The organism is Kineococcus aridisoli (assembly GCF_050871885.1).
Classification (GTDB): Bacteria; Actinomycetota; Actinomycetes; order Actinomycetales; family Kineococcaceae; genus Kineococcus.
Map to the genome: position 1 here is coordinate 1 of NZ_JBJLSF010000084.1, position 21,975 is coordinate 21,975.

General features: G+C 75.1%; 23 protein-coding genes. 13 read left to right on the forward strand and 10 right to left on the reverse strand.

The features are described from left to right. Positions 1 to 206: 206 nt before the first annotated feature. Positions 207 to 1,400 (reverse strand): glycogen synthase, encoded by a 1,194-nt coding sequence (glgA, locus tag ACRYM2_RS18515; RefSeq protein WP_432523907.1) that lies wholly within the window; start codon positions 1,398 to 1,400, stop codon positions 207 to 209. 57 nt (positions 1,401 to 1,457) lie between these two features. Between glgA and glgC the strand changes: the two genes are divergently transcribed. The 3 genes from glgC to serB all read left to right on the forward strand — a co-directional run bounded on the left by glgC (position 1,458) and on the right by serB (position 4,911). Further along, complete coding sequence (gene glgC, locus ACRYM2_RS18520; protein WP_432523908.1) at positions 1,458 to 2,696, forward strand: glucose-1-phosphate adenylyltransferase; 1,239 nt, start codon at positions 1,458 to 1,460, stop codon at positions 2,694 to 2,696. A gap of 62 nt (positions 2,697 to 2,758) precedes the next feature. Continuing rightward, positions 2,759 to 3,583: an LLM class F420-dependent oxidoreductase gene (locus ACRYM2_RS18525; RefSeq protein ID WP_432523909.1), complete on the forward strand. Its 825-nt coding sequence runs from the start codon at positions 2,759 to 2,761 to the stop codon at positions 3,581 to 3,583. 89 nt (positions 3,584 to 3,672) lie between these two features. Next, entirely contained in the window at positions 3,673 to 4,911 is a 1,239-nt protein-coding gene (serB, locus tag ACRYM2_RS18530) for a phosphoserine phosphatase SerB (RefSeq protein WP_432523910.1), read from the forward strand. A 158-nt stretch (positions 4,912 to 5,069) separates the two neighbouring features. Here the strand turns inward: serB and fabI are convergent, their stop codons facing one another. Together fabI and ACRYM2_RS18540 are read right to left on the reverse strand one after the other, a co-directional pair. Then, a complete protein-coding gene (fabI, locus tag ACRYM2_RS18535) occupies positions 5,070 to 5,837 on the reverse strand; it encodes an enoyl-ACP reductase FabI (protein ID WP_432523911.1) in 768 nt (255 codons plus the stop codon). A 57-nt stretch (positions 5,838 to 5,894) separates the two neighbouring features. Beyond that, positions 5,895 to 6,578: an SDR family oxidoreductase gene (locus tag ACRYM2_RS18540; protein ID WP_432523927.1), complete on the reverse strand. Its 684-nt coding sequence runs from the start codon at positions 6,576 to 6,578 to the stop codon at positions 5,895 to 5,897. 160 nt (positions 6,579 to 6,738) lie between these two features. On the opposite strand from ACRYM2_RS18540, the gene ACRYM2_RS18545 reads away from it, so the two are divergent. The 4 genes from ACRYM2_RS18545 to ACRYM2_RS18560 all read left to right on the forward strand — a co-directional run bounded on the left by ACRYM2_RS18545 (position 6,739) and on the right by ACRYM2_RS18560 (position 9,401). Continuing rightward, complete coding sequence (locus ACRYM2_RS18545) at positions 6,739 to 7,137, forward strand: DUF3099 domain-containing protein (RefSeq protein WP_432523912.1); 399 nt, start codon at positions 6,739 to 6,741, stop codon at positions 7,135 to 7,137. An 84-nt stretch (positions 7,138 to 7,221) separates the two neighbouring features. Continuing rightward, positions 7,222 to 7,515, forward strand: coding sequence for a hypothetical protein (locus ACRYM2_RS18550; RefSeq protein ID WP_432523913.1), 294 nt, complete (start codon positions 7,222 to 7,224; stop codon positions 7,513 to 7,515). 25 nt (positions 7,516 to 7,540) lie between these two features. Then, a complete protein-coding gene (locus ACRYM2_RS18555; RefSeq protein WP_432523914.1) occupies positions 7,541 to 8,581 on the forward strand; it encodes an SURF1 family cytochrome oxidase biogenesis protein in 1,041 nt (346 codons plus the stop codon). A 67-nt stretch (positions 8,582 to 8,648) separates the two neighbouring features. After that, positions 8,649 to 9,401, forward strand: a complete 753-nt coding sequence (locus tag ACRYM2_RS18560; RefSeq protein ID WP_432523915.1) for an SDR family oxidoreductase — start codon at positions 8,649 to 8,651, stop codon at positions 9,399 to 9,401. An 88-nt stretch (positions 9,402 to 9,489) separates the two neighbouring features. Here the strand turns inward: ACRYM2_RS18560 and ACRYM2_RS18565 are convergent, their stop codons facing one another. Together ACRYM2_RS18565 and ACRYM2_RS18570 are read right to left on the reverse strand one after the other, a co-directional pair. Beyond that, positions 9,490 to 9,711, reverse strand: coding sequence for a helix-turn-helix domain-containing protein (locus tag ACRYM2_RS18565; protein ID WP_166616889.1), 222 nt, complete (start codon positions 9,709 to 9,711; stop codon positions 9,490 to 9,492). 169 nt (positions 9,712 to 9,880) lie between these two features. After that, positions 9,881 to 11,479 carry an ABC-F family ATP-binding cassette domain-containing protein gene (locus tag ACRYM2_RS18570; protein WP_432523916.1) on the reverse strand — a complete coding sequence of 533 codons (1,599 nt, stop codon included), beginning with the start codon at positions 11,477 to 11,479 and terminating at the stop codon, positions 9,881 to 9,883. A 102-nt stretch (positions 11,480 to 11,581) separates the two neighbouring features. Between ACRYM2_RS18570 and ACRYM2_RS18575 the strand changes: the two genes are divergently transcribed. The 4 genes from ACRYM2_RS18575 to ACRYM2_RS18590 all read left to right on the forward strand — a co-directional run bounded on the left by ACRYM2_RS18575 (position 11,582) and on the right by ACRYM2_RS18590 (position 15,307). Then, a complete protein-coding gene (locus tag ACRYM2_RS18575) occupies positions 11,582 to 12,211 on the forward strand; it encodes a biotin transporter BioY (RefSeq protein WP_432523917.1) in 630 nt (209 codons plus the stop codon). Next, positions 12,208 to 12,891, forward strand: coding sequence for an energy-coupling factor ABC transporter ATP-binding protein (locus ACRYM2_RS18580; RefSeq protein WP_432523918.1), 684 nt, complete (start codon positions 12,208 to 12,210; stop codon positions 12,889 to 12,891). Before ACRYM2_RS18575 ends, ACRYM2_RS18580 begins: the two co-directional genes overlap by 4 nt. Continuing rightward, positions 12,888 to 13,565 carry an energy-coupling factor transporter transmembrane component T gene (locus tag ACRYM2_RS18585; protein WP_432523919.1) on the forward strand — a complete coding sequence of 226 codons (678 nt, stop codon included), beginning with the start codon at positions 12,888 to 12,890 and terminating at the stop codon, positions 13,563 to 13,565. Before ACRYM2_RS18580 ends, ACRYM2_RS18585 begins: the two co-directional genes overlap by 4 nt. A gap of 161 nt (positions 13,566 to 13,726) precedes the next feature. Beyond that, positions 13,727 to 15,307, forward strand: coding sequence for a methyl-accepting chemotaxis protein (locus ACRYM2_RS18590; protein ID WP_432523920.1), 1,581 nt, complete (start codon positions 13,727 to 13,729; stop codon positions 15,305 to 15,307). Between the two features lie 92 nt (positions 15,308 to 15,399). On the opposite strand, the gene ACRYM2_RS18595 is transcribed toward ACRYM2_RS18590, so the two are convergent. The 5 genes from ACRYM2_RS18595 to ACRYM2_RS18615 form a co-directional block, all read right to left on the reverse strand. Continuing rightward, positions 15,400 to 15,759 carry a metal-sulfur cluster assembly factor gene (locus ACRYM2_RS18595; RefSeq protein ID WP_432523921.1) on the reverse strand — a complete coding sequence of 120 codons (360 nt, stop codon included), beginning with the start codon at positions 15,757 to 15,759 and terminating at the stop codon, positions 15,400 to 15,402. Positions 15,760 to 15,823: 64 nt separating this feature from the next. Then, positions 15,824 to 16,582 carry a Fe-S cluster assembly ATPase SufC gene (gene sufC / locus ACRYM2_RS18600; RefSeq protein ID WP_432523922.1) on the reverse strand — a complete coding sequence of 253 codons (759 nt, stop codon included), beginning with the start codon at positions 16,580 to 16,582 and terminating at the stop codon, positions 15,824 to 15,826. 1 nt (position 16,583) lies between these two features. Next, positions 16,584 to 17,810, reverse strand: coding sequence for a Fe-S cluster assembly protein SufD (gene sufD / locus ACRYM2_RS18605; protein WP_432523923.1), 1,227 nt, complete (start codon positions 17,808 to 17,810; stop codon positions 16,584 to 16,586). Continuing rightward, a complete protein-coding gene (gene sufB / locus ACRYM2_RS18610) occupies positions 17,810 to 19,189 on the reverse strand; it encodes a Fe-S cluster assembly protein SufB (RefSeq protein WP_166616304.1) in 1,380 nt (459 codons plus the stop codon). The genes sufD and sufB overlap by 1 nt, the downstream gene beginning before the upstream one ends. 59 nt (positions 19,190 to 19,248) lie before the next feature. Continuing rightward, positions 19,249 to 19,992, reverse strand: a complete 744-nt coding sequence (locus tag ACRYM2_RS18615; protein WP_432523924.1) for a helix-turn-helix transcriptional regulator — start codon at positions 19,990 to 19,992, stop codon at positions 19,249 to 19,251. A 155-nt stretch (positions 19,993 to 20,147) separates the two neighbouring features. Here ACRYM2_RS18615 and ACRYM2_RS18620 point away from each other — a divergent pair, with 155 nt between their 5' ends. After that, positions 20,148 to 21,101, forward strand: a complete 954-nt coding sequence (locus tag ACRYM2_RS18620; protein WP_432523925.1) for an ABC transporter ATP-binding protein — start codon at positions 20,148 to 20,150, stop codon at positions 21,099 to 21,101. Next, a complete protein-coding gene (locus ACRYM2_RS18625) occupies positions 21,098 to 21,883 on the forward strand; it encodes an ABC transporter permease (RefSeq protein WP_432523926.1) in 786 nt (261 codons plus the stop codon). The genes ACRYM2_RS18620 and ACRYM2_RS18625 overlap by 4 nt, the downstream gene beginning before the upstream one ends. Positions 21,884 to 21,975: the final 92 nt, after the last annotated feature.

Below are 21,975 nucleotides of genomic sequence, written 5' to 3' on the forward strand. Positions count from 1 at the left end.
CCGCGGGGGGTGGGCGATCGCTACCCCCCCCCCCCCCCCCCCCCCCCCCCCCCCCCCCCCCGCGGCGGCCCCCCCCCCCCCCCCCCCCGCCCCCCCCCCCCCCCCCCCCGCGGTGGCCCGGCGGGCGCTGACCGCCGCGGTCAACGCGCACGCCGAGGCCGCGCCGCGCTGAACCGCCCGCCGGGCCGCGCCGGGCGCAGCACCCGTCAGGGCAGCACCGAGCGGTACACCTCCAGGGTGCGGGCGGCGATGGCGTCCCAGGAGAACTCCTCGACGGCGCGGGTGCGGCCGGCCGCGCCGCGGGCGCGGGCCCGGTCGGGGTCGGAGACCGCCTCGGCGAGGGTGGCGGCCAGGTCGGCGACGAAGCGGTCGGGGTCCACCGGGGCGCCGGTGCCGTCGCCCACCTGCTCGATGGGCACCAGCCAGCCGGTGACGCCGTCGTCGACGACCTCGGGGATGCCGCCGGTGGCGGTGCCCACCACGGCCGCCCCGCAGGCCATCGCCTCGAGGTTGACGATGCCCAGCGGCTCGTAGACCGACGGGCAGACGAACACGGTCGCCTGCGACAGGTGCTGCAGCAGCTCCTCGCGGCTGAGGTGCCGGTCCAGCCACACCACGCCGGAGCGGCGCTGCTGCAGCTCGGCGACCAGGCCGGCGACCTCCGCGGCGATCTCGGGGGTGTCGGGGGCGCCGGCGCACAGCACGAGCTGGACCTCCGGCGGCAGCTGCGCCGCGGCCCGCAGCAGGTGCGGCAGCCCCTTCTGGCGGGTGATGCGCCCGACGAAGACGACGCTGGGCCGGTCGGGGTCGACGCCGTTGGCGCGCACCAGGTCCCGCCCCTGCACGGGGGTCCACTCGGTGGCGTCGATGCCGTTGTGGACCACGTGCACGCGGGCGGGGTCCAGCGCCGGGTAGCTGCGCAGGATGTCGGCGCGCATGCCCGCGCTGACGGCGACGACGGCGGCGGCCGCCTCGAAGGCGGTCCTCTCCGCCCAGCTGGAGAGGCGGTAGCCGCCGCCGAGCTGCTCGGCCTTCCACGGCCGCAGCGGTTCCAGGCTGTGGGCGGTCACCACGTGCGGGACGCCGTGCAGCAGCGAGGCCAGGTGGCCGGCGGTGTTGGCGTACCAGGTGTGCGAGTGCACCAGGTCGGCGCCGGCGGCGCCGGCGGCCATCGGCAGGTCCACCCCCAGGGTGCGCAGCGCCGCATTCGCGCCCGCCAGCTCGGCCGGTTCGGCGTAGGCGGTCGCGCCGGCCTCGGCGCGGGGCGCGCCGAAGCAGCGCACCTGCACCTCGGGCCCGTCCGCGAGCGCGCGCAGCGCCCGGACGAGCTCGGCGACGTGCACCCCCGCCCCGCCGTAGACCTCCGGCGGGTACTCCTTCGTCAGCAGGTCGACACGCATGGGTTTCCTCCCTCACCTGGTGGGCACGCCAGGCTATCCGGGCCTAGGGTGCCCCTCGTGGCTGCACCGAACGTCCTCGCGATCGTCCTCGCCGGTGGGGAGGGCAAGCGGCTCATGCCGCTGACCGCCGACCGCGCCAAGCCGGCGGTCCCGTTCGGGGGCACCTACCGCCTCATCGACTTCGCGCTGTCGAACCTCGTCAACGCCGGCTACCGCAAGATCGTCGTGCTGACGCAGTACAAGTCGCACTCGCTGGACCGGCACATCTCCCAGTCGTGGCGCATGTCGAACCTGTTCGGCTCCTACATCGCCAGCGTGCCCGCGCAGCAGCGCGTCGGCCAGCGCTGGTACCTGGGCTCGGCGGACGCCATCTACCAGTCGCTCAACCTCGTCTCCGACGAGCGGCCCGACATCGTCGTCGTCGTGGGCGCCGACCACGTCTACCGCATGGACTTCTCCCAGATGGTCGACGCGCACATCGCCTCCGGCTCCCCGTGCAGCGTGGCCGCGATCCGCCAGCCCATCAGCCTCGCCGACCAGTTCGGCGTCATCCAGACCGAGCCGGGCTCGAACCGCATCGCGGAGTTCCTGGAGAAGCCCAAGGACCCGCGGGGCCTGGCCGACTCCCCGCACGAGGTGCTGGCCTCGATGGGCAACTACGTCTTCGACGCCGACGCCCTCGTGGACGCGGTGACGCGCGACGCGGAGGAGACCGACTCCAAGCACGACATGGGCGGGGACATCGTCCCCGACTTCGTCGAGCGCGGGCTGGCCAGCGTCTACGACTTCAAGGACAACGAGGTCCCCGGCGCCACCGACCGCGACCGCGCGTACTGGCGCGACGTGGGCACGCTGGACTCCTACTTCGAGGCCCAGATGGACCTCATCTCGGTGCTGCCGGTCTTCAACCTCTACAACTACGAGTGGCCCATCATCGCCGCCCAGGACTTCTACCCGCCGGCGAAGTTCGTCCACGGCTGGCAGGGCACCTACGGGCACGCGGTGAACTCCATCGTCTCCGGCGGCACCGTCGTCTCCGGCGCCCTGGTGGAGAAGTCGGTGGTCTCCCCCAACGTGCGGCTGGACTCCTGGGCGCACGTCAGCGAGTCGGTGCTCATGGACGGGGTGAAGGTGGGCCGGCACGCGGTCGTGCAGCGGGCCATCATCGACAAGTTCGTCGAGGTGCCCGACGACGCCCGCGTGGGCGTGGACCCCGAGGAGGACCGCGCCCGCGGCTTCCACGTCACCGACTCCGGCATCACCGTCGTCGGCAAGGGCCAGAGCATCCCGCGCTGAGGCCCGGCGGTCCCGGCGCGCCGGGGGTGGGCAGGCACCGGGCGCACACCTAGAGTCGCGCCATGACGAGCGATCAGCGCCCGGTGCGCATCGGCCTGCAGATCCAGCCCCAGCACGCGTCCTACCCCGCGATCCGCGCGGCCGCGGCGCGCGCGGAGGAGCTGGGCGTGGACGTGGCGTTCAACTGGGACCACTTCTACCCGCTGTACGGCGAGCCGGACGGGCTGCACTTCGAGTGCTGGACGATGCTGGCCGCCTGGGCGGAGGCCACCGAGCGCATCGAGATCGGGGCGCTGGTGTCGTGCAACTCCTACCGCAACCCCGAGCTGCTGGCCGACATGGCCCGCACCGTCGACCACATCTCCGCCCACGGCAGCGCCGAGGCCCCCGGCACCGGCCGCCTCGTCCTGGGCATCGGCTCCGGCTGGTTCCAGCGCGACTACGACGAGTACGGCTACGAGTTCGGCACCGCCGGCGGCCGCCTGGACAAGCTGCGCGAGGACGTGCCGCGCATCGAGGCGCGCCTGGGCAAGCTGAACCCCGCTCCCACCCGCCACATCCCGGTGCTCATCGGCGGTGGCGGGGAGCAGAAGACGCTGCGCATCGTCGCCCGGCACGCCGACATCTGGCACGGGTTCGGCGACGTGGAGACCTTCACCCGCAAGACCGGCATCCTCGACGAGCGCTGCGCCGAGATCGGCCGCGACCCGCTCGAGGTCGAGCGCTCGGTGGGCATCGACGCCGACGCCGACCCGGCCACCGCGGACGCCTACTTCGACGCCGGCGCCCGCCTGTTCACCATCGGCGTCGGCGGCCCCGACTACGACATGGGCTTCGTCGCCGACTGGCTGGCCTGGCGCGACGGCAAGAACGCCACCCGCGCCTGACGCGTCCCGCCCGGTGCTCCCGGCCGGTGGTCCCGCGCGGTGCACCGCACGGGACCACCGGGGGGCGGGCGGCCGGTAGGGTTCCGGGCGTGTCGAGCACGGTGAGCCCGCAGCACTCCCCCGGCCCCTCCGAGCAGGTGCTGGTGACGCTCACGGGCGCCGACCGGCCGGGTGTGACCTCGGCGCTGTTCACCGCCCTCGACGGCACCGGCGCGCACGTGCTGGACGTCGAGCAGGTCGTCGTCGGCGGCGTCCTCACCCTGGCCGCGCTCGTGACCGACCCCGCGCCGGGAACCGTGGCGGCCGCGGTCGCCACCCTGTCCGGGGACGGGCTGGAGGTCACCACCAGCGCACCCGCTCCGCCCGCCCCCGCCGGGCAGCGGCCGCGCCGCCTGCACGTGACGCTGCTCGGGGCACCGCTGCTGCCGGCCGCCGTCGCGCGCATCACCGCCGTGCTGGCCGAGCACGGCGCCAACGTCGACCGCATCCGGCGGATGTCCGCGCAGCCGGTCACCAGCGTCGAGCTCGACGTGTCCACCCACGGCTCGCCCGCCGACGTCCTGGCGCTGCGGCGCACCCTGGCCGTGGAGGCCGGCCGCCACGGGCTGGACGCGGCCGTCTCCCCCGGGGGGCTGGCGCGCATGGGCAGGCGCCTGGTGGTCATGGACGTCGACTCCACGCTCATCCGCCAGGAGGTCATCGAACTGCTGGCCGCGCACGCCGGGCGCGAGGCGGAGGTGGCCGCGGTCACCGAGCGCGCGATGCGCGGGGAGATCGACTTCGCCGCCTCGCTGCGCGAGCGCGTCGCCTGCCTGGAGGGGCTGGGCGTGGAGGTCCTCGACAGCGTCCGCGAGGCCGTCGAGCTCACCCCCGGGGCGCGCACGCTGTGCCGGACCCTGCACCGGCTGGGGTTCACCCTGGCGCTGGTGTCCGGGGGGTTCCTGGAGGTCGTGGGCCCGCTGGCGGCGGGGCTGGGCATCGCCCACGTGCGCGCCAACCGCCTGCAGGTCGTCCACGGCCGCTTCACCGGCCGGGTGCTGGGTCCCGTCGTGGACCGCGCCGCGAAGGCCGCGGCGCTGCGGGAGTTCGCCGCCGCGGAGGGGCTGCCGCTGCACCGCACCGTCGCCATCGGCGACGGCGCCAACGACCTCGACATGATCGGTGCCGCAGGGCTGGGCATCGCCTTCAACGCCAAGCCCGTCGTGCGCGAGCAGGCCGACGCCGCCCTCAACGTGCCCTACCTCGACGCGGTGCTGCCGCTGCTGGGCATCACCCACGACGACGTCGTCGAGGCCGACCTCGCCGACGAGGCGCTGGCCTCCGGCTGACCCGTGCGGGGCCGGCCGGAGGCCCGGGACGCCTCAGCCGCGCTGCTGCGCCCAGGTGGCCAGCGCCGCCAGCGCGACGATGAAGCAGACCATCACCACGGCGAGCACGAGCAGCCGGCGCCCGCCGGAGGGAGTGGGGTCCTGCGCCACGGGGGGGCTCAGGAACCCATCGCGTGGAAACCGCCGTCCACGTGGATCATCTCGCCGGTGGTCGCCGGGAACCAGTCCGACATCAGCGCCAGGCACGCGCGCGCCGGCGGCTCGGTGTCCGTGACGTCCCAGCCCAGCGGGGAGCGCTCGCCCCAGGTGCCCTCGAGGGTCTCGAAACCGGGGATCGACGTCGCGGCCGTCGTGCGCAGCGGCCCGGCGGAGACGACGTTGACGCGGACCCCCTTCGGGCCCAGGTCGCGGGCCAGGTAGCGGGCGGTGGACTCGAAGGCGGCCTTGGCCACGCCCATCCAGTCGTAGACCGGCCACGCGACCCGGGCGTCGAAGGTGAGGCCGACGACCGCGCCGCCGCGGCTCATCAGCGGCAGCGCCGCGACCGCGATCGACTTCAGCGAGAACGCCGAGACCTGCACGGCCGTCGCGACGCTGGACCACTCGGTGTTGAGGAAGTTGCCGCCCATGGCGTCCTTGGGCGCGAAGCCGATGGAGTGCAGCACGCCGTCGAGGCCGTCCACGTGCTCGCGCACGCGCTCGGGCAGGGCCGCCAGGTCCTCGTCGCTGGTGGCGTCCAGCTCGATGACCGGCGCCGGCTTCGGCAGCCGCTTGGCGATCGTGGAGGTGATCTTCATCTGGCGCCCGAAGGACGACAGGACGACCTCGGCCCCCTCCTCCTGCGCCACCCGCGCGACGCCGAAGGCGATCGAGCGGTCGGTGAGCACTCCGGTGACCAGCAGTCGCTTGCCGTCCAGCAGACCCATGGGGTTCCTTCCGTCGTCGTTCTCGTGGTTGTCGTGCCCGTGCCGTGCGGGAGGGGGTCAGTGCCCCATGCCGAGACCGCCGTCGACGGGCAGCACCGCGCCGTTGACGTAGCCGGCGTCGGCCAGGAACAGCGCCGCCTGCGCGATCTCCTCGACCGCGCCGAAGCGGCCGGCGGGGATGCGGCCCTTGTAGTCGGCCTGGGTGGCCTCGGGCAGCTGGCGCGTCATGTCGGTGTCGATGAAGCCGGGGGCGATGACGTTGGCGGTGATCCCGCGGCTGCCCAGCTCGCGGGCGATGGAGCGGGCCAGGCCGACCATGCCGGCCTTGGAGGCGGCGTAGTTCGTCTGCCCGGGCGAGCCGTACAGGCCCACGACGCTGGACATGAGGATGATCCGACCGCGCTTGAGCCGGACCATCCCGCGCACCGCGCGGCGCGCGACCCGCCAGGCGCCGGCGAGGTTGGCGTCGACGACCGACTCGAAGTCCTCGTCGCTCATCCGCATGAGCAGCTGGTCGCGGGTGACGCCGGCGTTGGCCACCAGCACCTCCACCGGGCCCTGCTCGGCCTCCACGGCCGCGAAGGCGGCGTCCAGGGAGGCGCCGTCGGTGACGTCGGCGCGCACGGCCAGGAAGCCGGCGGGCGGCTCGCCGGAGCGGTGGGTGATCGCCACCCGGTCGCCGGCCGCGGCGAAGGCGGAGGCCACCGCGAGGCCGATGCCCCGGTTGCCCCCTGTCACCAGGACGCTGCGCGCACGGCGGGCTGCGGGCGCCGCACCGGCGCTCTCGCTGCTGGCGGACGGGGTCTGCTCGGCGGGGTCGGGCACGGGGAGGAAAGCTAACGCATCGGGGCGCCACCGCCAGCGGCGGCACGTGTCGGAGGGCGGGCTTACCGTTGTCCTCGTGCCTCAGCGCCCCCAGCACGGCCCGGCCAACAACGCCGACGACCCCGGTGTCTACCGCATCACCGCAGCCCCCACGTCGCACACCGACGACATCGGCGTGCGCTACCGCAAGTACGTGGTCTCGATGGTGGTCCGCACCGCCTGCTTCCTGCTCTTCGTGCTCGTCGACCACTGGACGCGCTGGCTGTTCGTGGCCGGCGCCGTCTTCCTGCCCTACGTCGCCGTCATCCTGGCCAACGCCGGCCGGGAGTCCAAGGGCCCGCCGCCGCAGTCCTTCGACGTGAGCGCCGCCCCGCCGCTGCAGCTGCCCGCCCTCGAGGCGCGCATCACCGAGGTGCGCTCCCCGGGCGAGGAGCCCTCCCCCCGCGAGGAGCCCACGCCCACCGGACCCCGCTGACACCGGGGCGTCACCGCGCGCTCACCTGCGATCGACCCGCCCGTCACGTTGGCCGGGGCGCGCGGCGGTGCGAGACTGGCGGTCGTGGACACCCCCGCCGTCCCGACCGCCGCCCCCACCGCCGCCCCGCGCGCGGCCCGCTCCGGGCACGCGCCCGGCGAAGCGGGCCACGAACCGCCCTCCGACCTGCTGTGCAGCGCCCGCGGCTGCCGCGCGCACGCCGACTTCGGCCTGCGCTGGAACAACCCGAGCCTGCACACCCCCGACCGGCGCAAGACGTGGCTGGCGTGCACGGCGCACCGCGAGCACCTGTCGCAGTTCCTGGGTGCGCGCGGTTTCCTGCGCGAGGTGGTCGCCGCGGCCGACCTGCCCACCTGAACGGGCGCGTGGCACCCTGCAGGACATGACGGACCCCTCGACCGGCGAGCACGTCCCCGGTTCGGTCCTGGGGCTGCTGCGCGAGCCGCGCTGGGTGCGCGGGCTCGCCCTGGCCCTCGCCGTGGCCGTGGTCTGCTGCGTGCTGGGCCGCTGGCAGTGGCACCGGCGCCAGGACCGGCTGGCCGCCGACGCTCCGCTGGCGCAGAACTACGACGCGCCCCCCCGCGCCGTCACCGAGGTCCTGCCCGCCGGTGCGCGGCTCGACGCGCAGGACGCGTGGACGCCGGTGCGCGTGGAGGGCACCTACGACACCGACGCGACGGTGCTGGTGCGCAACCGCCCCCGCGACGAGCAGGCCGGCTACGAGGTCCTGGTCCCGCTCGTGCTCGCGGACGGCGGCGCGCTGCTGGTGGACCGCGGCTGGGTGCCCGCCGGCTCCAGCAGCGAGCGGCCCGACAGCGTGCCGGCGCCGCCGCAGGGGCGGGTGAGCGTGCTGGCGCGGCTGCGGCCGTGGGAGCCGGTCAAGCGCGGCGACGTGCCCGCCGGCCAGGTCGCCTCGATCGCCGCCGGCGAGGTGGAGCGGCAGACCGCCGCCGCGGGAGCCCCGCCGCTGCTGGGCGGCTACGCGGTGCTGGCCGCGGAGACCCCGGCGCCGGCGCAGGCACCGCTGCCGGCGGACCGTCCCGACGTCGACCAGGGGCCGCACCTGGCGTACACGGTGCAGTGGTTCGGCTTCGCCCTCACCGCGCTCGTCGTGTGGGTCGTGGCCGGCCGCCGCGAGCTGGAAGCCCGCCGCTCGGGCGGCGCCGTCGGCGCTCCGCTCGGCGGGGGCGCACCGCGGGTCCCCGGCGAACCGACGGCGGACGGGCCGGACGTGCCGGACGCGGACGTGCCGGACGCGGACGTGCCGGGGGCCGGCGGCCCGTCCCGGGAGCGCGCGGGCGGGCGCGCGGCCCGGCGCGGCAGCCGCGCGCGCGGGCGGGGCGCCCCGCCGCGCCCGGGCAGCGACGAGGAGGCCGAGGACGCCGCGCTGGACGGTCGGCACGGGGCGTCCTCACCACGCTGATTCGCCCGTTCGGGTGCACGAGATCATGCTGTGTTTCCCATCGGCCACTCTGCGCAACAATGGGCTCATGGACTTGGGCTTGACCGACCGCGTCTACATCGTCTCCGGCGCTTCCACCGGCCTCGGCCTCTCCTGCGCGAGGGTCCTCGCCGACGAGGGTGCGCTGCTGGTGCTGTCCGCCGGCGACGAGGAGGAGCTCGCGGCGGTGGCGCCCACGATCGGCGACCCGGCGCGGATGCTGCTCGTGCCGGGCGACATCTCCGAGCCCGGCACCGAGACCCGCCTCGTGGCGGCCGCCAACGCGCGCTTCGGCCGCCTGGACGGCGCCGTCGTCTCCTGCGGCACCCCGCCCACCTCGACCGTCCTGGAGGCCCAGGACGCCGCCTGGCGCGAGGCGTTCGAGTCCAGCCTGCTGGGACCGCTGCGGCTGGCCCGCTCGGTCGCCAAGGCCGCCACCGGCGAGGGCGCCTCGCTGGTGCTGCTGCTGTCGAGCACCGTGCGCACCCCCGTCATGGACGCCGGGGTCGCCAACGGCCTGCGACCGGGGCTGGCGATGGCCGCCAAGGCCCTGGCCGACGAGCTGGGTCCGCGGGGGGTGCGCATCAACAACCTGCTGGCCGGTCACGTCGACTCCGGCTCCCCGCTGGAGCTGGAGGACTCCTCCGACCTCGCGCCGGAGGTGCTCGAGCACATCCCGCTGCGCCGTGCGGGGCTGCCCGACGAGTTCGCCCGCGCGGCGGTCTTCCTGCTCTCGCCGGCGGCCTCGTACATCACGGGAGCCTCGCTCACCGTGGACGGGGGCACCGACCGCTCGCTGTGACGCCCCGACCTCCCCGCCCCTGCGGGCGGGGAGGCCGGCGCACCGCAGCGAGCGGCGGTCCCCGGGCTGGTTCGCGCCCGGAGGGCCCTCAGCCCTCCTGACGGGCCTTGCCCCGGGTGGCACCGCCCCTGCTGCGCAGCGTCACGTCGTTCTCGCTGAGCAGCCGGTGGACGAACCCGTACGAGCGCCCCGTCTCCTCCGCCAGCGCCCTGATGCTCTTGCCCTCCGCGTAGCCCTTCGTCAGCTCCCCGGCGAGCTGCTCGCGCTCCGCACCGCTCAACCGGCTTCCCCGCTTGATCGTCTCGGTCACCCCGACCTCCTCACGTCGTCGCAGACCTCCTCCATGGTCACCACCGGAGGCCCTTCCGGCCAGTCGAAGCGGCCGGCCGGCCGCCCCGGGGGCCGGGACCGCGACGTCGCGGGGCCGCCGGAGGGCCGGCGGGGCACGCCGCGGGGTGCCGCGTAGGCGCGCGAGGCGCTCAGGCCAGGGAGACGAGCTCGGCGTAGCCGGCGTTCCAGAGGTCCTCGACGCCGTCGGGCAGCAGCACCACGCGCTCGGGGTCGAGCGCCTCGACGGCGCCCTCGTCGTGGGTGACGAGCACGACGGCGCCCTCGTAGTGGCGCAGCGCGTCGAGGATCTCGGCGCGGCTGGCCGGGTCGAGGTTGTTCGTCGGCTCGTCCAGCAGCAGGACGTTCGCGCTGGAGACGACGAGCGTGGCCAGCGCCAGGCGGGTCTTCTCCCCGCCGGACAGCACGCCGGCGGGCTTGTCGACGTCGTCGCCCGAGAAGAGGAAGGAGCCCAGGACGGTCCGCACCCGGGTGTCGTCGAGGTCCGGGGAGGCCGAGCGCATGTTCTCCAGGACCGTGCGGTCGTGGTCGAGCGTCTCGTGCTCCTGCGCGTAGTAGCCGATCTTCAGCCCGTGCCCGGGCACGATGCGCCCGCTGTCGGGGCGCTCGACGCCGCCGAGCATGCGCAGCAGCGTCGTCTTGCCGGCACCGTTGAGGCCGAGGACCACCACGCGGCTGCCGCGGTCGATGGCGAGGTCGACGGAGGTGAAGATCTCCAGGGAGCCGTAGGACTTCGACAGCCCCTCCGCCATCAGCGGCGTCTTGCCGCAGGGCGCCGGCTTGGGGAAGCGCAGCTTGGCGACCTTGTCCTGGACGCGCACGTCCTCCAGGTCCCCCAGCAGGCGCTCGGCGCGCTTGGCCATGTTCTGCGCGGCGACGGCCTTGGTGGCCTTGGCGCCCATCTTGGCGGCCTGGGCCAGCAGCGTCCCGGCCTTCTTCTCGGCGTTGGCGCGCTCGCGCACGCGGCGCTTCTCGTCGGTCTCGCGCTGCTTGAGGTAGTTCTTCCAGCCGACGTTGTAGAGGTCGATCGTGGCGCGGTTGGCGTCGAGGTGGAAGACCCGGTTGACGACGACCTCGAGCAGCTCCACGTCGTGGCTGATGACGATGAGCCCGCCGGCGTAGTTCCTCAGGTGCTCGCGCAGCCAGCTGATGGAGTCGGCGTCCAGGTGGTTGGTCGGCTCGTCCAGCAGCAGCGTCTCGCTGGCCGAGAAGAGGATGCGGGCCAGCTCCACGCGACGGCGCTGTCCACCGGACAGCGTCTTCAGCGGCTGCTCGAGGACGCGCTCGGGCAGGTTGAGGTTGGCGCAGATGCGGGCGGCCTCGCTCTCGGCGGTGTAGCCGCCCATGGCCACGAAGCGGGCGTCGAGCTTGGTGTAGCGGTCCATCGCCCGGTCGCGCACCCGGGGGTCGTCGCTGGCCATCTCCTGCTCCGCCCTGCGCAGGCGGGTGATGACGTCGTCGAGACCGCGCGCGGACAGGATGCGGTCGCGGGCGAGCATCTCGGGGTCCCCGGCGCGGGGGTCCTGCGGCAGGTACCCGATCTCCCCCGAGCGGCTGACGGTGCCGGCCGCCGGCTGGGCCTCGCCCGCCAGGACCTTGGTCAGCGTCGTCTTGCCGGCGCCGTTGCGCCCGACGAGCCCGATGCGGTCCCCCGGGGCCACCCGGAAGGTGACGTGCTCCATGAGGAGCCGGGCCCCCGCGCGCAGTTCGATGTCGGAGGCGACGATCACGAGGGCAGCTCTCAAGGGCTCGGAGGAGAGGGGGACGGTGCCGAGTCTACGACCCCCGCGCGGTGGCTCCGGCGCGCGAGGAGGTCCGCTAGGTTCCTGCCCGTGCCCACCCCCGCCCGGCCCCCGGCCCCGCGCACGAGCCCGCGCGGCACCCCCGCCACCGGGGTGCGCCGCCCCGTCGACCGCACCCGCGACCTCGCCCTCGTGGCCGTCTTCGCGGCGCTGGTGTGCGCCCTGGCGCTGACGCCCGGCATCCCGGTGGGCCCGCTGGCGGTGCCCATCACCCTGCAGACGCTGGGGATCATGCTCTGCGGTGCGGTGCTGGGCCCGTGGCGCGGTGGCTGCGCGGCGCTGCTGTACCTGGTCGTCGGGCTGGCGGGGGTGCCGGTCTTCGCGGGCGGTGCGGCCGGTCTGGGCGTGCTCGCCGGGGCCAGCGCCGGCTTCCTGCTGTCCTACCCGCTGGCCGCGCTCGTGGGAGGCGCGCTGGCGCGGGCGGGCGCGCGCCGCGGCCACCCCGTCGCCGGGACCGTCGCGGGCGCCCTCGTGGGCGGCATCGGCGTCGTCTACGCCGGCGGGGTCCCCGGCATGGCGCTGGCCGGCGGCCTGCAGCTGCCTGCGGCCGCGGCGCTGGCGCTGCCGTTCCTGCCCGGCGACCTGGTGAAGGTCGTGCTGGCGGTGCTCGTGGCCGCCCCGGTGCACCGCGCCTTCCCCCGGTTGCTCGCCGCTCGGTGATCTCGCTGGCCGGTGTCGGCGTCGACGCGGCCGACCGCGCGGTGCTCGACGGCGTCGACGTCGAGCTGACCGGCCGCACGACCGCGCTGGTGGGGCCCAACGGCTCCGGGAAGTCGACGCTGCTGCGGCTGCTGGACGGGCTGGTGCTGCCCTCGCGCGGCCGGGTGCTCGTCGACGGCCTGGACCCCGAGCACGACCTGGTGCGGCTGCGGCGCCACGTCGGGTTCGTCTTCACCGACCCCGACGCGCAGCTGGTGATGCCGACACCGGCCGAGGACGTCGCGCTGTCGCTGCGGCGCACCGCTCTGCCCCGGCGCGAGCACGACCGGCGCGCGCGCGAGCTGCTGGCCGCCCAGGGCCTGGGCGAGCGCGCCGACGCCAGCGTGCGCGAGCTGTCCTCGGGGCAGCGGCAGCTGCTGGCGCTGACCGCGGTGCTGGCGACGGAGCCGGTGGTGCTCGTGGCCGACGAGCCCACGACGCTGCTGGACCTGCGCACGGCCCGGCGGGTGGCGGACGTGCTGCTGGACCCGCCCGCGCCGGTGCGCCAGGTCGTCGTCGCCACCCACGACCTGGAGCTGGCCGCCCGCGCGCAGCGGGCGCTGTGGCTGGAGGACGGGCGCGTCGTGGCCGACGGCCCGGCGTCCGAGGTGGTCGCCGCCTACCGGGCGAGCGTGCCGTGAGGCGACCCGCGCGCGGTGCGCGCACGCGGGGGCTGTCGACGGCACCACCGCTGCTGGGCGCCTTCGTGCCGGGCCGCTCGCCGCTGCACCGGGCGCGGCCGGGGGCCAAGCTCGCAGGGCTGGCGCTGACCGCCCTGGCCGCCGGCCTCCTGCGGGCGCTCGTGCCCGGCTGGACGGGAGCGGCGGCGCTCGCGGCGCTGGCCGCGTGCGCGGCGCTGGCGGCGCTGGTGGCGGTCGGTGCGCGGCCCGGCGGCCGGCTGCTGGCCGGTCAGCTGCGGCGCACGTGGTGGCTGCTGGCGGCGCTGGCGGCGGTGCAGCTGTGGCAGGCGGGCCCGGAGCGGGCGCTGGCCGTGGTCGCGGCGCTGACCGGTTGCCTGTGGGCGGCCGCCGTGGTCACCGCCACGACGCCCGTGCCCGCGCTGCTGGCGAGCGTCGTGGCCGCGGCGCGGCCGCTGCGCGTGCTGGGGGTGGACCCCGAACGGGTGGGGCTGGCGCTGACGCTGACGATCACGAGCATCCCGGTGGTGGCCCGGTTGCTGGCCCAGTCCCGGGAGGCGGCCGACGCGCGGGGGTTGCAGCGCGACCCGCGGGCGCTGCTGGTGCCCACGGTGGTGCGCGCGGTGGCGCACGCCGAGGCGGTCGGGGAGGCGCTGGCGGCGCGCGGCCTGGGCTGAGCGTGGCCGGACTGGGCCGGACGACCACCCTGCGGGGCACCGGCGGGAGCGGGGTTGCGCCGAGCAGGTGATCAGCCTCTCAACGACATCACGTGCCGCGGGTGCCGTGTCGATGGACCGCGAGAGCGGGGACGTCCCGCGGCGGGGTGGGAGTGGTCCAGATGTCGCGTGTCCGAGACCTTCGGGTCGCCTCGAAGCTGTTCGCCGGGTTCGGCGTCGTGGTCCTGCTGCTGGTGGCCGTCGGCGCCGTCGGCTTCGGCAGCCTGCGGGCGGCGCAGCACCGGCTGGAGCGGATGTACACCGGCAGCGTCCTGTCGCTGCACGCCCTCGACACCGTCGAGGTCGACTTCGTGGCGGCCGCGAAGGCCCTCAGCGACCTGGCCGTCGCCCCCGACGACGAGCACGCCGCCGCCGAGGCGGCGATCACCGCCGCCGACGAGGCGCTCGACGGCTCCTGGCGGGAGTACGTCGACAGCGGCCCCAGCCAGGGCGCCCGGGAGCTGGAGGCCTTCGAGTCCACCCTCGCGGAGTACCGCACGGCCCGCGCGCAGCTCCTGCCGCTGGCGGAGGCGCTGGACACCGACCCGTTCGCCCGGGAGCGGGCGCGGACCACCGGCCCGCTGGAGGTGGAGCTGCAGGAGCAGCTGGTGGCCATGGAGGAGGCCGAGACGGCTGCGGCCGAGGCTTCCGAGCTCGCCGGGGCACGGGCCTACCACCGCGCCGTCGCCGTCGTCCTGGTCACGATCGCGGCCGCGGTCGTCGTCGCCGTCGTGGTCGCGACGTGCATCGCCCGCAGCATCTCCCGGCCGCTGGCAGCGGTCGTCGCGGTGGTGCGCGGCCTGGCCGAGGGCCGGCTGGACCAGCGCGTCGGCATCACCAGCGCCGACGAGATCGGCCAGGTGGCCCAGGCGCTGGACAGCTCCACCGAGCGCCTCGGCGAGGTGGTGCGCCAGGTGGTCGACGGGGCCACGACGCTGGCCGCCGCCTCCGAGGAGCTCACCGCGGTGGCGACCCAGCTGTCGGCCGGCGCCGAGCAGTCCTCCGCGCAGGCGCAGGTGGTCTCCGCGGCCACCGAGGAGATCACCGTCAACATCGGCACCGTGGCCGCCGCCGGCGAGCAGATGACCGCGGCGATCCGGGAGATCGCCACCTCCACCTCCGACGCCAGCACCGTCGCCGCCGCGGCGGTCGAGGTGGCCACCTCCGCCGACCGGACGCTCAGCCGGCTGTCGGCCTCCAGCCGGGAGATCGGCGACGTGGTCAAGCTCATCACCTCCATCGCCGAGCAGACCAACCTGCTGGCGCTCAACGCCACGATCGAGGCCGCCCGCGCCGGGGAGATGGGCAAGGGCTTCGCGGTGGTGGCCGGGGAGGTCAAGGAGCTGGCCCAGCAGACCGCGCGGGCCACCGAGGAGATCACCACCCGCGTCAACGCCACGCAGACCGACGCCTCGGCGGCCGCTGCGGCGATCACCGAGATCACCGAGGTCATCGCCCGCATCGACGGGTTGCAGGCCACCATCGCGGCGGCGGTGGAGGAGCAGAGCGCGACGACTTCGGAGATGGTGCGCAACGTCACCGAGGTGTCCGCCGGCGCGGAGCAGATCTCGGCCACCATGGGGGGTGCGGCCCAGGCGGCGGAGGAGTCGGCGACGTCGGCGCAGCACACGGCGACCACCTCCAGCGACGTCTCGCGGGTGGCGGCCGGCCTGCAGCAGCTGGTGGTGGGCTTCCGGTACTGAGCGTCCGGCCGGGTGCAGCGCCCCTCCACGCGCGGGACCCCCCGTCGCGGTGCGGCGGGGGGTCCGGTGGTCGGGGTGGGGTGGAGCCTGGCTCAGACGTTGAAGCCGAGCGCGCGCAGCTGCTCGCGCCCGTCGTCGGTGATCTTCTCCGGGCCCCACGGCGGCATCCACACCCAGTTGATGCGGTGGTCGGCGACCACGTCGACGAGGGCCTGCTGGGTCTGGTCCTCGATGACGTCGGTCAGCGGGCAGGCGGCGCTGGTCAGCGTCATGTCGATCGTCGCGACGTTGTCGTCGGAGATCGTCAGGCCGTAGATGAGGCCCAGGTCGACGACGTTGATCCCCAGCTCGGGGTCCACGACGTCCCTGAGCGCCTCCTCCACCTCGGCGACCGACGCGGGCGTCGGTCCCTGCGCGGCGGGCGTCGAGGCCTCGCTCACGGTCTCGCTCATGCGGTCCTCCTCGGACGTCGGTGCGGGGGTGCGGCCGCCGGCGGGGCGGCTGCCGGCAGCGGTCTCAGGCGCGGGCCAGGAAGCGGTCGTAGCCGCTCTCCTCCAGGGCGTCCGCCAGCTCCGGGCCGCCCTGCTCGGCGACGCGGCCGTCGACGAAGACGTGGACGAACTGCGGCGTGATGTAGCGCAGGATCCGCGTGTAGTGCGTGATGAGCAGCACACCCGGGTTGACGCTCGCCAGGGAGCGGTTGACGCCCTCGGAGACGACCTTGAGCGCGTCGACGTCCAGGCCGGAGTCGGTCTCGTCGAGGATCGCGAACTTCGGCTTGAGCAGCTCCATCTGCAGGATCTCGTGGCGCTTCTTCTCACCGCCGGAGAAGTGCTCGTTGACGTTGCGCTCGGCGAAGGAGGGGTCCATCTTCAGGTCGTCCATCGCCTGCTTGACGTCCTTGACCCAGGTGCGCAGCTTCGGGGCCTCGCCGTCGATCGCGGTCTTGGCGGTGCGCAGGAAGTTGGAGACGGTCACGCCGGGGACCTCGACCGGGTACTGCATGGCCAGGAACATGCCGGCGCGGGCGCGCTCGTCGACGCTCATGGCGAGGACGTCCTCGCCGTCGAGGGTGACGCTGCCGCCGGTGACGGTGTACTTGGGGTGGCCGGCGATGGAGTAGGCCAGGGTCGACTTGCCGGACCCGTTGGGGCCCATGACCGCGTGCACCTCACCGCTGTTGATGGTGAGGTCGACGCCGCGCAGGATCTCCTTGGTGGAGCCGTCGGCCTCGTCGACCGTCACGTGCAGGTCGCGGATCTCGAGCGTGGACATGTCAGTTCTCCTCAGCGCTCGCGGCGGCGAGCGGGGTCGCGGCGAGCTCGGTCTCGATCGTGGTCATGAGGCGCTGCGAGATCTCCGGAATCCCGATGCGGTCGACGATGCCGGCGAAGAAGCCGCGCACCACCAGGCGGCGCGCCTCCTCGGCGGGGATGCCGCGCGCCTGCAGGTAGAACAGCTGCTCGTCGTCGAAGCGGCCCGTCGCCGAGGCGTGGCCGGCGCCGACGATCTCGCCGGTCTCGATCTCCAGGTTGGGCACGGAGTCCGCGCGGGCGCCGTCGGTGAGCACGAGGTTGCGGTTGAGCTCGTAGGTCTCGGTGCCCTCGGCCGCCGCGCGGATGAGCACGTCGCCGATCCACACCGCGTGCGCGCCCTCGCCCTGCAGGGCGCCCTTGTACTCCACGTAGCTGGTGCAGCTCGTCGCCTCGTGGTCGACGAACTGGCGGTGCTCCAGGTGCTGGCCGGCGTCGGCGAAGTACACCCCGAGCGCCTGCGCGTTCCCGCCGGGACCGGCGTAGCTGATGTTCGTCGACAGCCGCACGGCCTTGCCGCCCAGGCTGACGGCGATGTGGCGCACGTGCGCGTCGCGGCCGACGCGCACGTCGTGCTGACCGACGTGGACGGCGTCGGCGTCCCACTCCTGGAGCGTGACGACGGTGACGTCGGCACCGTCGCCCACGCGGACCTCGACGTTGCCGCGGTGCGCGCCGGAGCCGAGGTGCGACAGCACGACGAGCGCCTTGGCGTGGTGGCCGGCCTCCAGCACCAGGTGGCCGGCGGTGGTGCGGCCGGCCTGCCCGCGCACCGTCACCAGGACCGGGGCGTCCAGCTCGGCCTCGGCCGGCACGCGCAGCAGGTGCGCGACGTCGGTGGTGGCCCAGCCGGCGGCGGCGGCGCGGTCGCCCGGCACGAACGCCGTCCCCGCGCCGACCTCCTCGCGGGTGCCGGTGCGGTGCTCGACCTGCGCGGGCGCGTCGACCTCGACGGCCGCGGCCGCGCTCCCCTCGCCGACCTCGAAGAGGGGGGCGAACTCGCGCAGCGGCGAGAACTTCCACTCCTCCTCGCGGCCGGTGGGGACCGTGAAGTCGGCGACGTCGAAGGACGTCGGGCGCTCCGCGCGGCTGGCGTCGGGGACGATCCCGCCGCCGTGGCTGTGCGCGCGCGCGGTGTTCGCCGGCGTCGTGGTCGTCGGGTCGCTGGTCGTCTCGTCGACGGCGGTCATCAGCCGACGGCCCCTTCCATCTGCAGCTCGATCAGGCGGTTCAGTTCCAGTGCGTACTCCATGGGCAGCTCGCGCGCGACGGGCTCGATGAACCCGCGCACGATCATCGCCATGGCCTCGTCCTCGGCCATGCCGCGGCTCATGAGGTAGAAGAGCTGGTCGTCGGAGACCTTGGAGACGGTCGCCTCGTGCCCCATGACGACGTCGTCCTCGCGGATGTCGTTGTAGGGGTAGGTGTCCGAGCGCGAGATCGTGTCCACCAGCAGCGCGTCGCAGCGCACGGTCGAGGCGGAGTGGTGCGCACCCTCCAGGACCTGGATGAGACCGCGGTAGGAGGTGCGGCCACCGCCGCGGGCGATCGACTTGGAGACGATCGAGCTGGCGGTGTGCGGCGCGGCGTGGACCATCTTGGCGCCGGCGTCCTGGTGCTGGCCGGCACCGGCCATCGCGATGGACAGCGTCTCGCCCTTGGCGTGCTCGCCCATGAGGTAGATCGCCGGGTACTTCATCGTCACCTTGGAGCCGATGTTGCCGTCGACCCACTCCATCGTCGCGCCCTCGGCGGCCGTGGCGCGCTTGGTGACGAGGTTGTAGACGTTGTTGGACCAGTTCTGGATCGTCGTGTAGCGCACGCGGGCGTTCTTCTTGACGACGATCTCGACGACCGCGGAGTGCAGCGAGTCGCTCTGGTAGATCGGCGCCGTGCAGCCCTCGACGTAGTGCACGTACGAGCCCTCGTCGGCGATGATCAGCGTGCGCTCGAACTGGCCCATGTTCTCGGTGTTGATCCGGAAGTAGGCCTGCAGCGGGATGTCGACGTGGACGCCCTTGGGCACGTAGATGAACGAGCCGCCCGACCACACCGCGGTGTTCAGCGAGGCGAACTTGTTGTCGCCGACGGGGATGACGGTGCCGAAGTACTCCTTGAAGAGCTCCTCGTGCTCGCGCAGGCCCGTGTCGGTGTCGACGAAGATGACGCCCTTCTCCTCCAGGTCCTCGCGGATCTGGTGGTAGACGACCTCGGACTCGTACTGCGCCGCGACACCGGCGATGAGCCGCTGCTTCTCGGCCTCGGGGATGCCCAGGCGGTCGTAGGTCGACTTGATGTCGGCCGGCAGCTCGTCCCAGCTGGTCGCCTGCTTCTCCGTGGAGCGCACGAAGTACTTGATGTTGTCGAAGTCGATGCCGGTGAGGTCGGAGCCCCAGTTGGGCATGGGCTTGCGGCCGAACAGCTTGAGCGCCTTCAGGCGCAGCGCGAGCATCCACTCGGGCTCGTCCTTCTTGGCCGAGATGTCGCGCACGACCTCCTCGGACAGCCCGCGCCTGGCGGACGAGCCGGCGACGTCGGAGTCCGCCCAGCCGTAGCGGTAGTTGCCCATGCCCTCCAGCTCGGCAGGACCGGTCAGCTCGGTGGTCTGGGTCTCGGACACGGTGTCTGTCACGGTCGTCGTCCTTCCGTTGGCGTCTGCTGGTCCGCGGGCGAGCCCGCGGCGCGGTCGTGGGGGTGGGTCCGTCCGGGACCTCGCCCGGAGCCCGGTGCGGGCCCCTGGCCGGGCCCCTCGTGCGGGACGAACGTGGTGCAGACGTGGTCGCCGTGGGCGAGGGTGGCCAGCCGCTGCACGCGCGAGCCGAGGATGCGCTCGAAGGCGCGCCGCTCGGCCTCGCACAGCTGCGGGAAGGCCTGCGCCACCCGCTGCACCGGGCAGTGCCCCTGGCACAACTGGGTCCCCTCGGCGGCTGTTCCCTGCGCCACCGGCCGGGCGCTGGCGGAGAAGCCCTGCTCGGCCAGGGCCGCGGCGAGGGCGTCCACGCGCTCGGCGGTGCCCGCGCCGGCGAGGTCGCCGGCCCGCTGGCGCATCGACTCCTCCAGCGCGGCGAAGCGGCGGGAGGCGAAGTCCTCGACGGCGCCCGGCCCGGCCACCTCGGCCAGGTAGGCCAGCGCCGAGAGCGCCATGTCGTCGTAGCCGGCCGGCAGGGCGTCGTGGCCGGCGGAGGCCACGACGAACTCCTTGGCCGGGCGGCCGCGGCCGCGGCGCTGCTCGGGGCGCGGCTCGCGCACGTCGAGCACGCCCGCGGCGACCATCGCGTCGAGGTGGCGGCGCACCGCCGGGCCCGTGAGGCCGAGCACCTGCGCGACGCGGGCGGCGGTGACGGGACCGAGCTCGGCCACGGCGGTGCGCACGCGGGTGCGCGTGCGCGCCTCCTCCGCCCCGGCGGCCGAGCGGCCCCGAGGTGAGGCTCGCCTCACCAATTCCACAACGTCCATGTTACCTAATTGTCGCGCCGGTTCCCACCGGGGGCCAGGGACTACTACCGCGGCTCGTAGACTGCCCCCTCGTGGCCGTCGGCTCTGCTCCCCCCGCCCCTGCCGACCCGGCCGGCGCCGCCGTCGAGGTGCGCGACCTGCGCAAGGCCCTCGGCGGCAGGACCGTCCTCGACGGCCTCAGCTTCCGCGCCGAGCGCGCCCGCGTGACCGCCCTGCTGGGCCCCAACGGCGCCGGCAAGACCACGACCGTCGCCTGCTGCGAGGGGCTGCGCCGCCCCGACGCCGGCAGCGTGCGGGTGCTGGGCCTGGACCCGCACGCCGACGCGGCCGCCCTGCGCCCGCGGGTGGGGGTGATGCTGCAGGACGGCGGGCTGCCCACCGGCGTCGGCGCCCTGGAGGCGCTGCGGCACGTCGCCGGCCTGCACACCCGGCCCCTGGACGTCGACGCGCTCGCCGAGCGGCTGGGGCTGACCTCCTTCGCCCGCACCCGGGTGCGCCGGCTCTCCGGCGGGCAGCGCCAGCGGCTGGCGGTCGCCTGCGCCCTGGTGGGGCGCCCGGAGCTGGTCTTCCTCGACGAGCCCAGCGCCGGGCTGGACCCGCAGGCCCGCCTGGCCGTCTGGGACGTCGTGCGCGAGGCGCGCGCCAGCGGCGTCTCGGTCGTGCTCACCACCCACCTGATGGAGGAGGCCGAGCGCCTGGCCGACGCCGTCGTCGTCGTCGACCACGGCCGCGTGGTGGCCAGCGGCACCCCCGAGGAGCTCACCCGGGCACCGGCCGCGCTCACCTTCACGGCCCGGCCCGGCCTGCCGACGGCCTCGCTGGTCTCCGCGCTGCCGGTGGGCGCCGAGGTCGCCGAGACCTCCCCGGGGCGCTACGCCGTCTCCGGGGTCGAGGTCGACCCGCGCGTGATGGCCACGCTCACCTCCTGGTGCGCCGGGCACGACGTGCTGCCCGAGGGGCTGGGACCGCTGCGCCGTACCCTCGAGGACGTGTTCCTCGACCTCACCGGCCGGAGCCTGCGGTGAGCGCGAGCGCCGCCGCGCAGGCGCCCGGGCACGCCCCCCTGGACCTGTCCCCCGCGGGCACCGCGGCGCCCTGGGGGCGCCGGGTGCGCCACCAGGCGGCCTTCGAGGCCCGCATCGCGCTGCGCAACGGCGAGCAGCTGCTGCTGACCCTGGTGCTGCCCGTCCTCGTGCTCGTCGGCGTCACCCGCGTCGCCTCCCTCGACCTCGGCGAGGGCGAGCGCCCCGCGCTGGCCGTGGCCGGCGTGCTGGCCCTGGCCGTCGTCTCCACCGCCTTCACCGGCCAGGCCATCGCCACCGGCTTCGACCGCCGCAACGGCGTCCTGCGGCTGCTGGCCACCAGCCCGCTGGGGCGCTCGGGGCTGCTGGCGGGCAAGGTGCTGGCGGTCCTGGCGCTCGTGCTCGTGCAGGTGCTGGTGCTGGGCGCCGCGGGCGCCCTGCTGGGCTGGCGGCCCGGTGCGGTCGGCCTGCTGGCGGCCGTGCCGGCGCTGCTGCTCGGCGTGGCCGCCTTCACCGCCCTCGGCCTGCTGCTGGCCGGCACCGTGCGCGCCGAGGGCACCCTGGCGGTCGCGAACTTCGCCTGGGTGCTCCTGCTGGCCGGCGGCGGCCTCGTGCTGCCCTCCCCGCTGGGCGCCGTCGGCGGCCTGCTGCCCTCCGGGGCCCTCGGCGACGCGCTGCGGGCGGCCGTGGGCGCCCAGGAGCTGGCGGTCGGCCCGCTGCTCGTGCTGGCCGCCTGGGCGGCCGCGGCCGGCCTGGCGGCGGCGCGCTGGTTCCGCTGGGAGTGAGCGGGTCCGCACCCCGCGGCCGCTCCCGCACGACCACCCCGCACGACCCGCCACGCACGAGGAGGGCCCCGTCACCGGTCCGGTGACGGGGC

Excerpts from the sequence above, each read along its gene's own strand:
- glgA (WP_432523907.1), bottom strand. The coding sequence starts at position 1,400 with ATGCGTGTCGACCTGCTGACGAAGGAGTACCCGCCGGAGGTCTACGGC.
- ACRYM2_RS18525 (WP_432523909.1), top strand. The coding sequence starts at position 2,759 with ATGACGAGCGATCAGCGCCCGGTGCGCATCGGCCTGCAGATCCAGCCC.
- fabI (WP_432523911.1), bottom strand. The coding sequence starts at position 5,837 with ATGGGTCTGCTGGACGGCAAGCGACTGCTGGTCACCGGAGTGCTCACC.
- ACRYM2_RS18555 (WP_432523914.1), top strand. The coding sequence starts at position 7,541 with ATGACGGACCCCTCGACCGGCGAGCACGTCCCCGGTTCGGTCCTGGGG.
- ACRYM2_RS18560 (WP_432523915.1), top strand. The coding sequence starts at position 8,649 with ATGGACTTGGGCTTGACCGACCGCGTCTACATCGTCTCCGGCGCTTCC.
- ACRYM2_RS18590 (WP_432523920.1), top strand. The coding sequence starts at position 13,727 with ATGTCGCGTGTCCGAGACCTTCGGGTCGCCTCGAAGCTGTTCGCCGGG.
- ACRYM2_RS18595 (WP_432523921.1), bottom strand. The coding sequence starts at position 15,759 with ATGAGCGAGACCGTGAGCGAGGCCTCGACGCCCGCCGCGCAGGGACCG.
- sufC (WP_432523922.1), bottom strand. The coding sequence starts at position 16,582 with ATGTCCACGCTCGAGATCCGCGACCTGCACGTGACGGTCGACGAGGCC.
- sufD (WP_432523923.1), bottom strand. The coding sequence starts at position 17,810 with ATGACCGCCGTCGACGAGACGACCAGCGACCCGACGACCACGACGCCG.
- sufB (WP_166616304.1), bottom strand. The coding sequence starts at position 19,189 with ATGGGCAACTACCGCTACGGCTGGGCGGACTCCGACGTCGCCGGCTCG.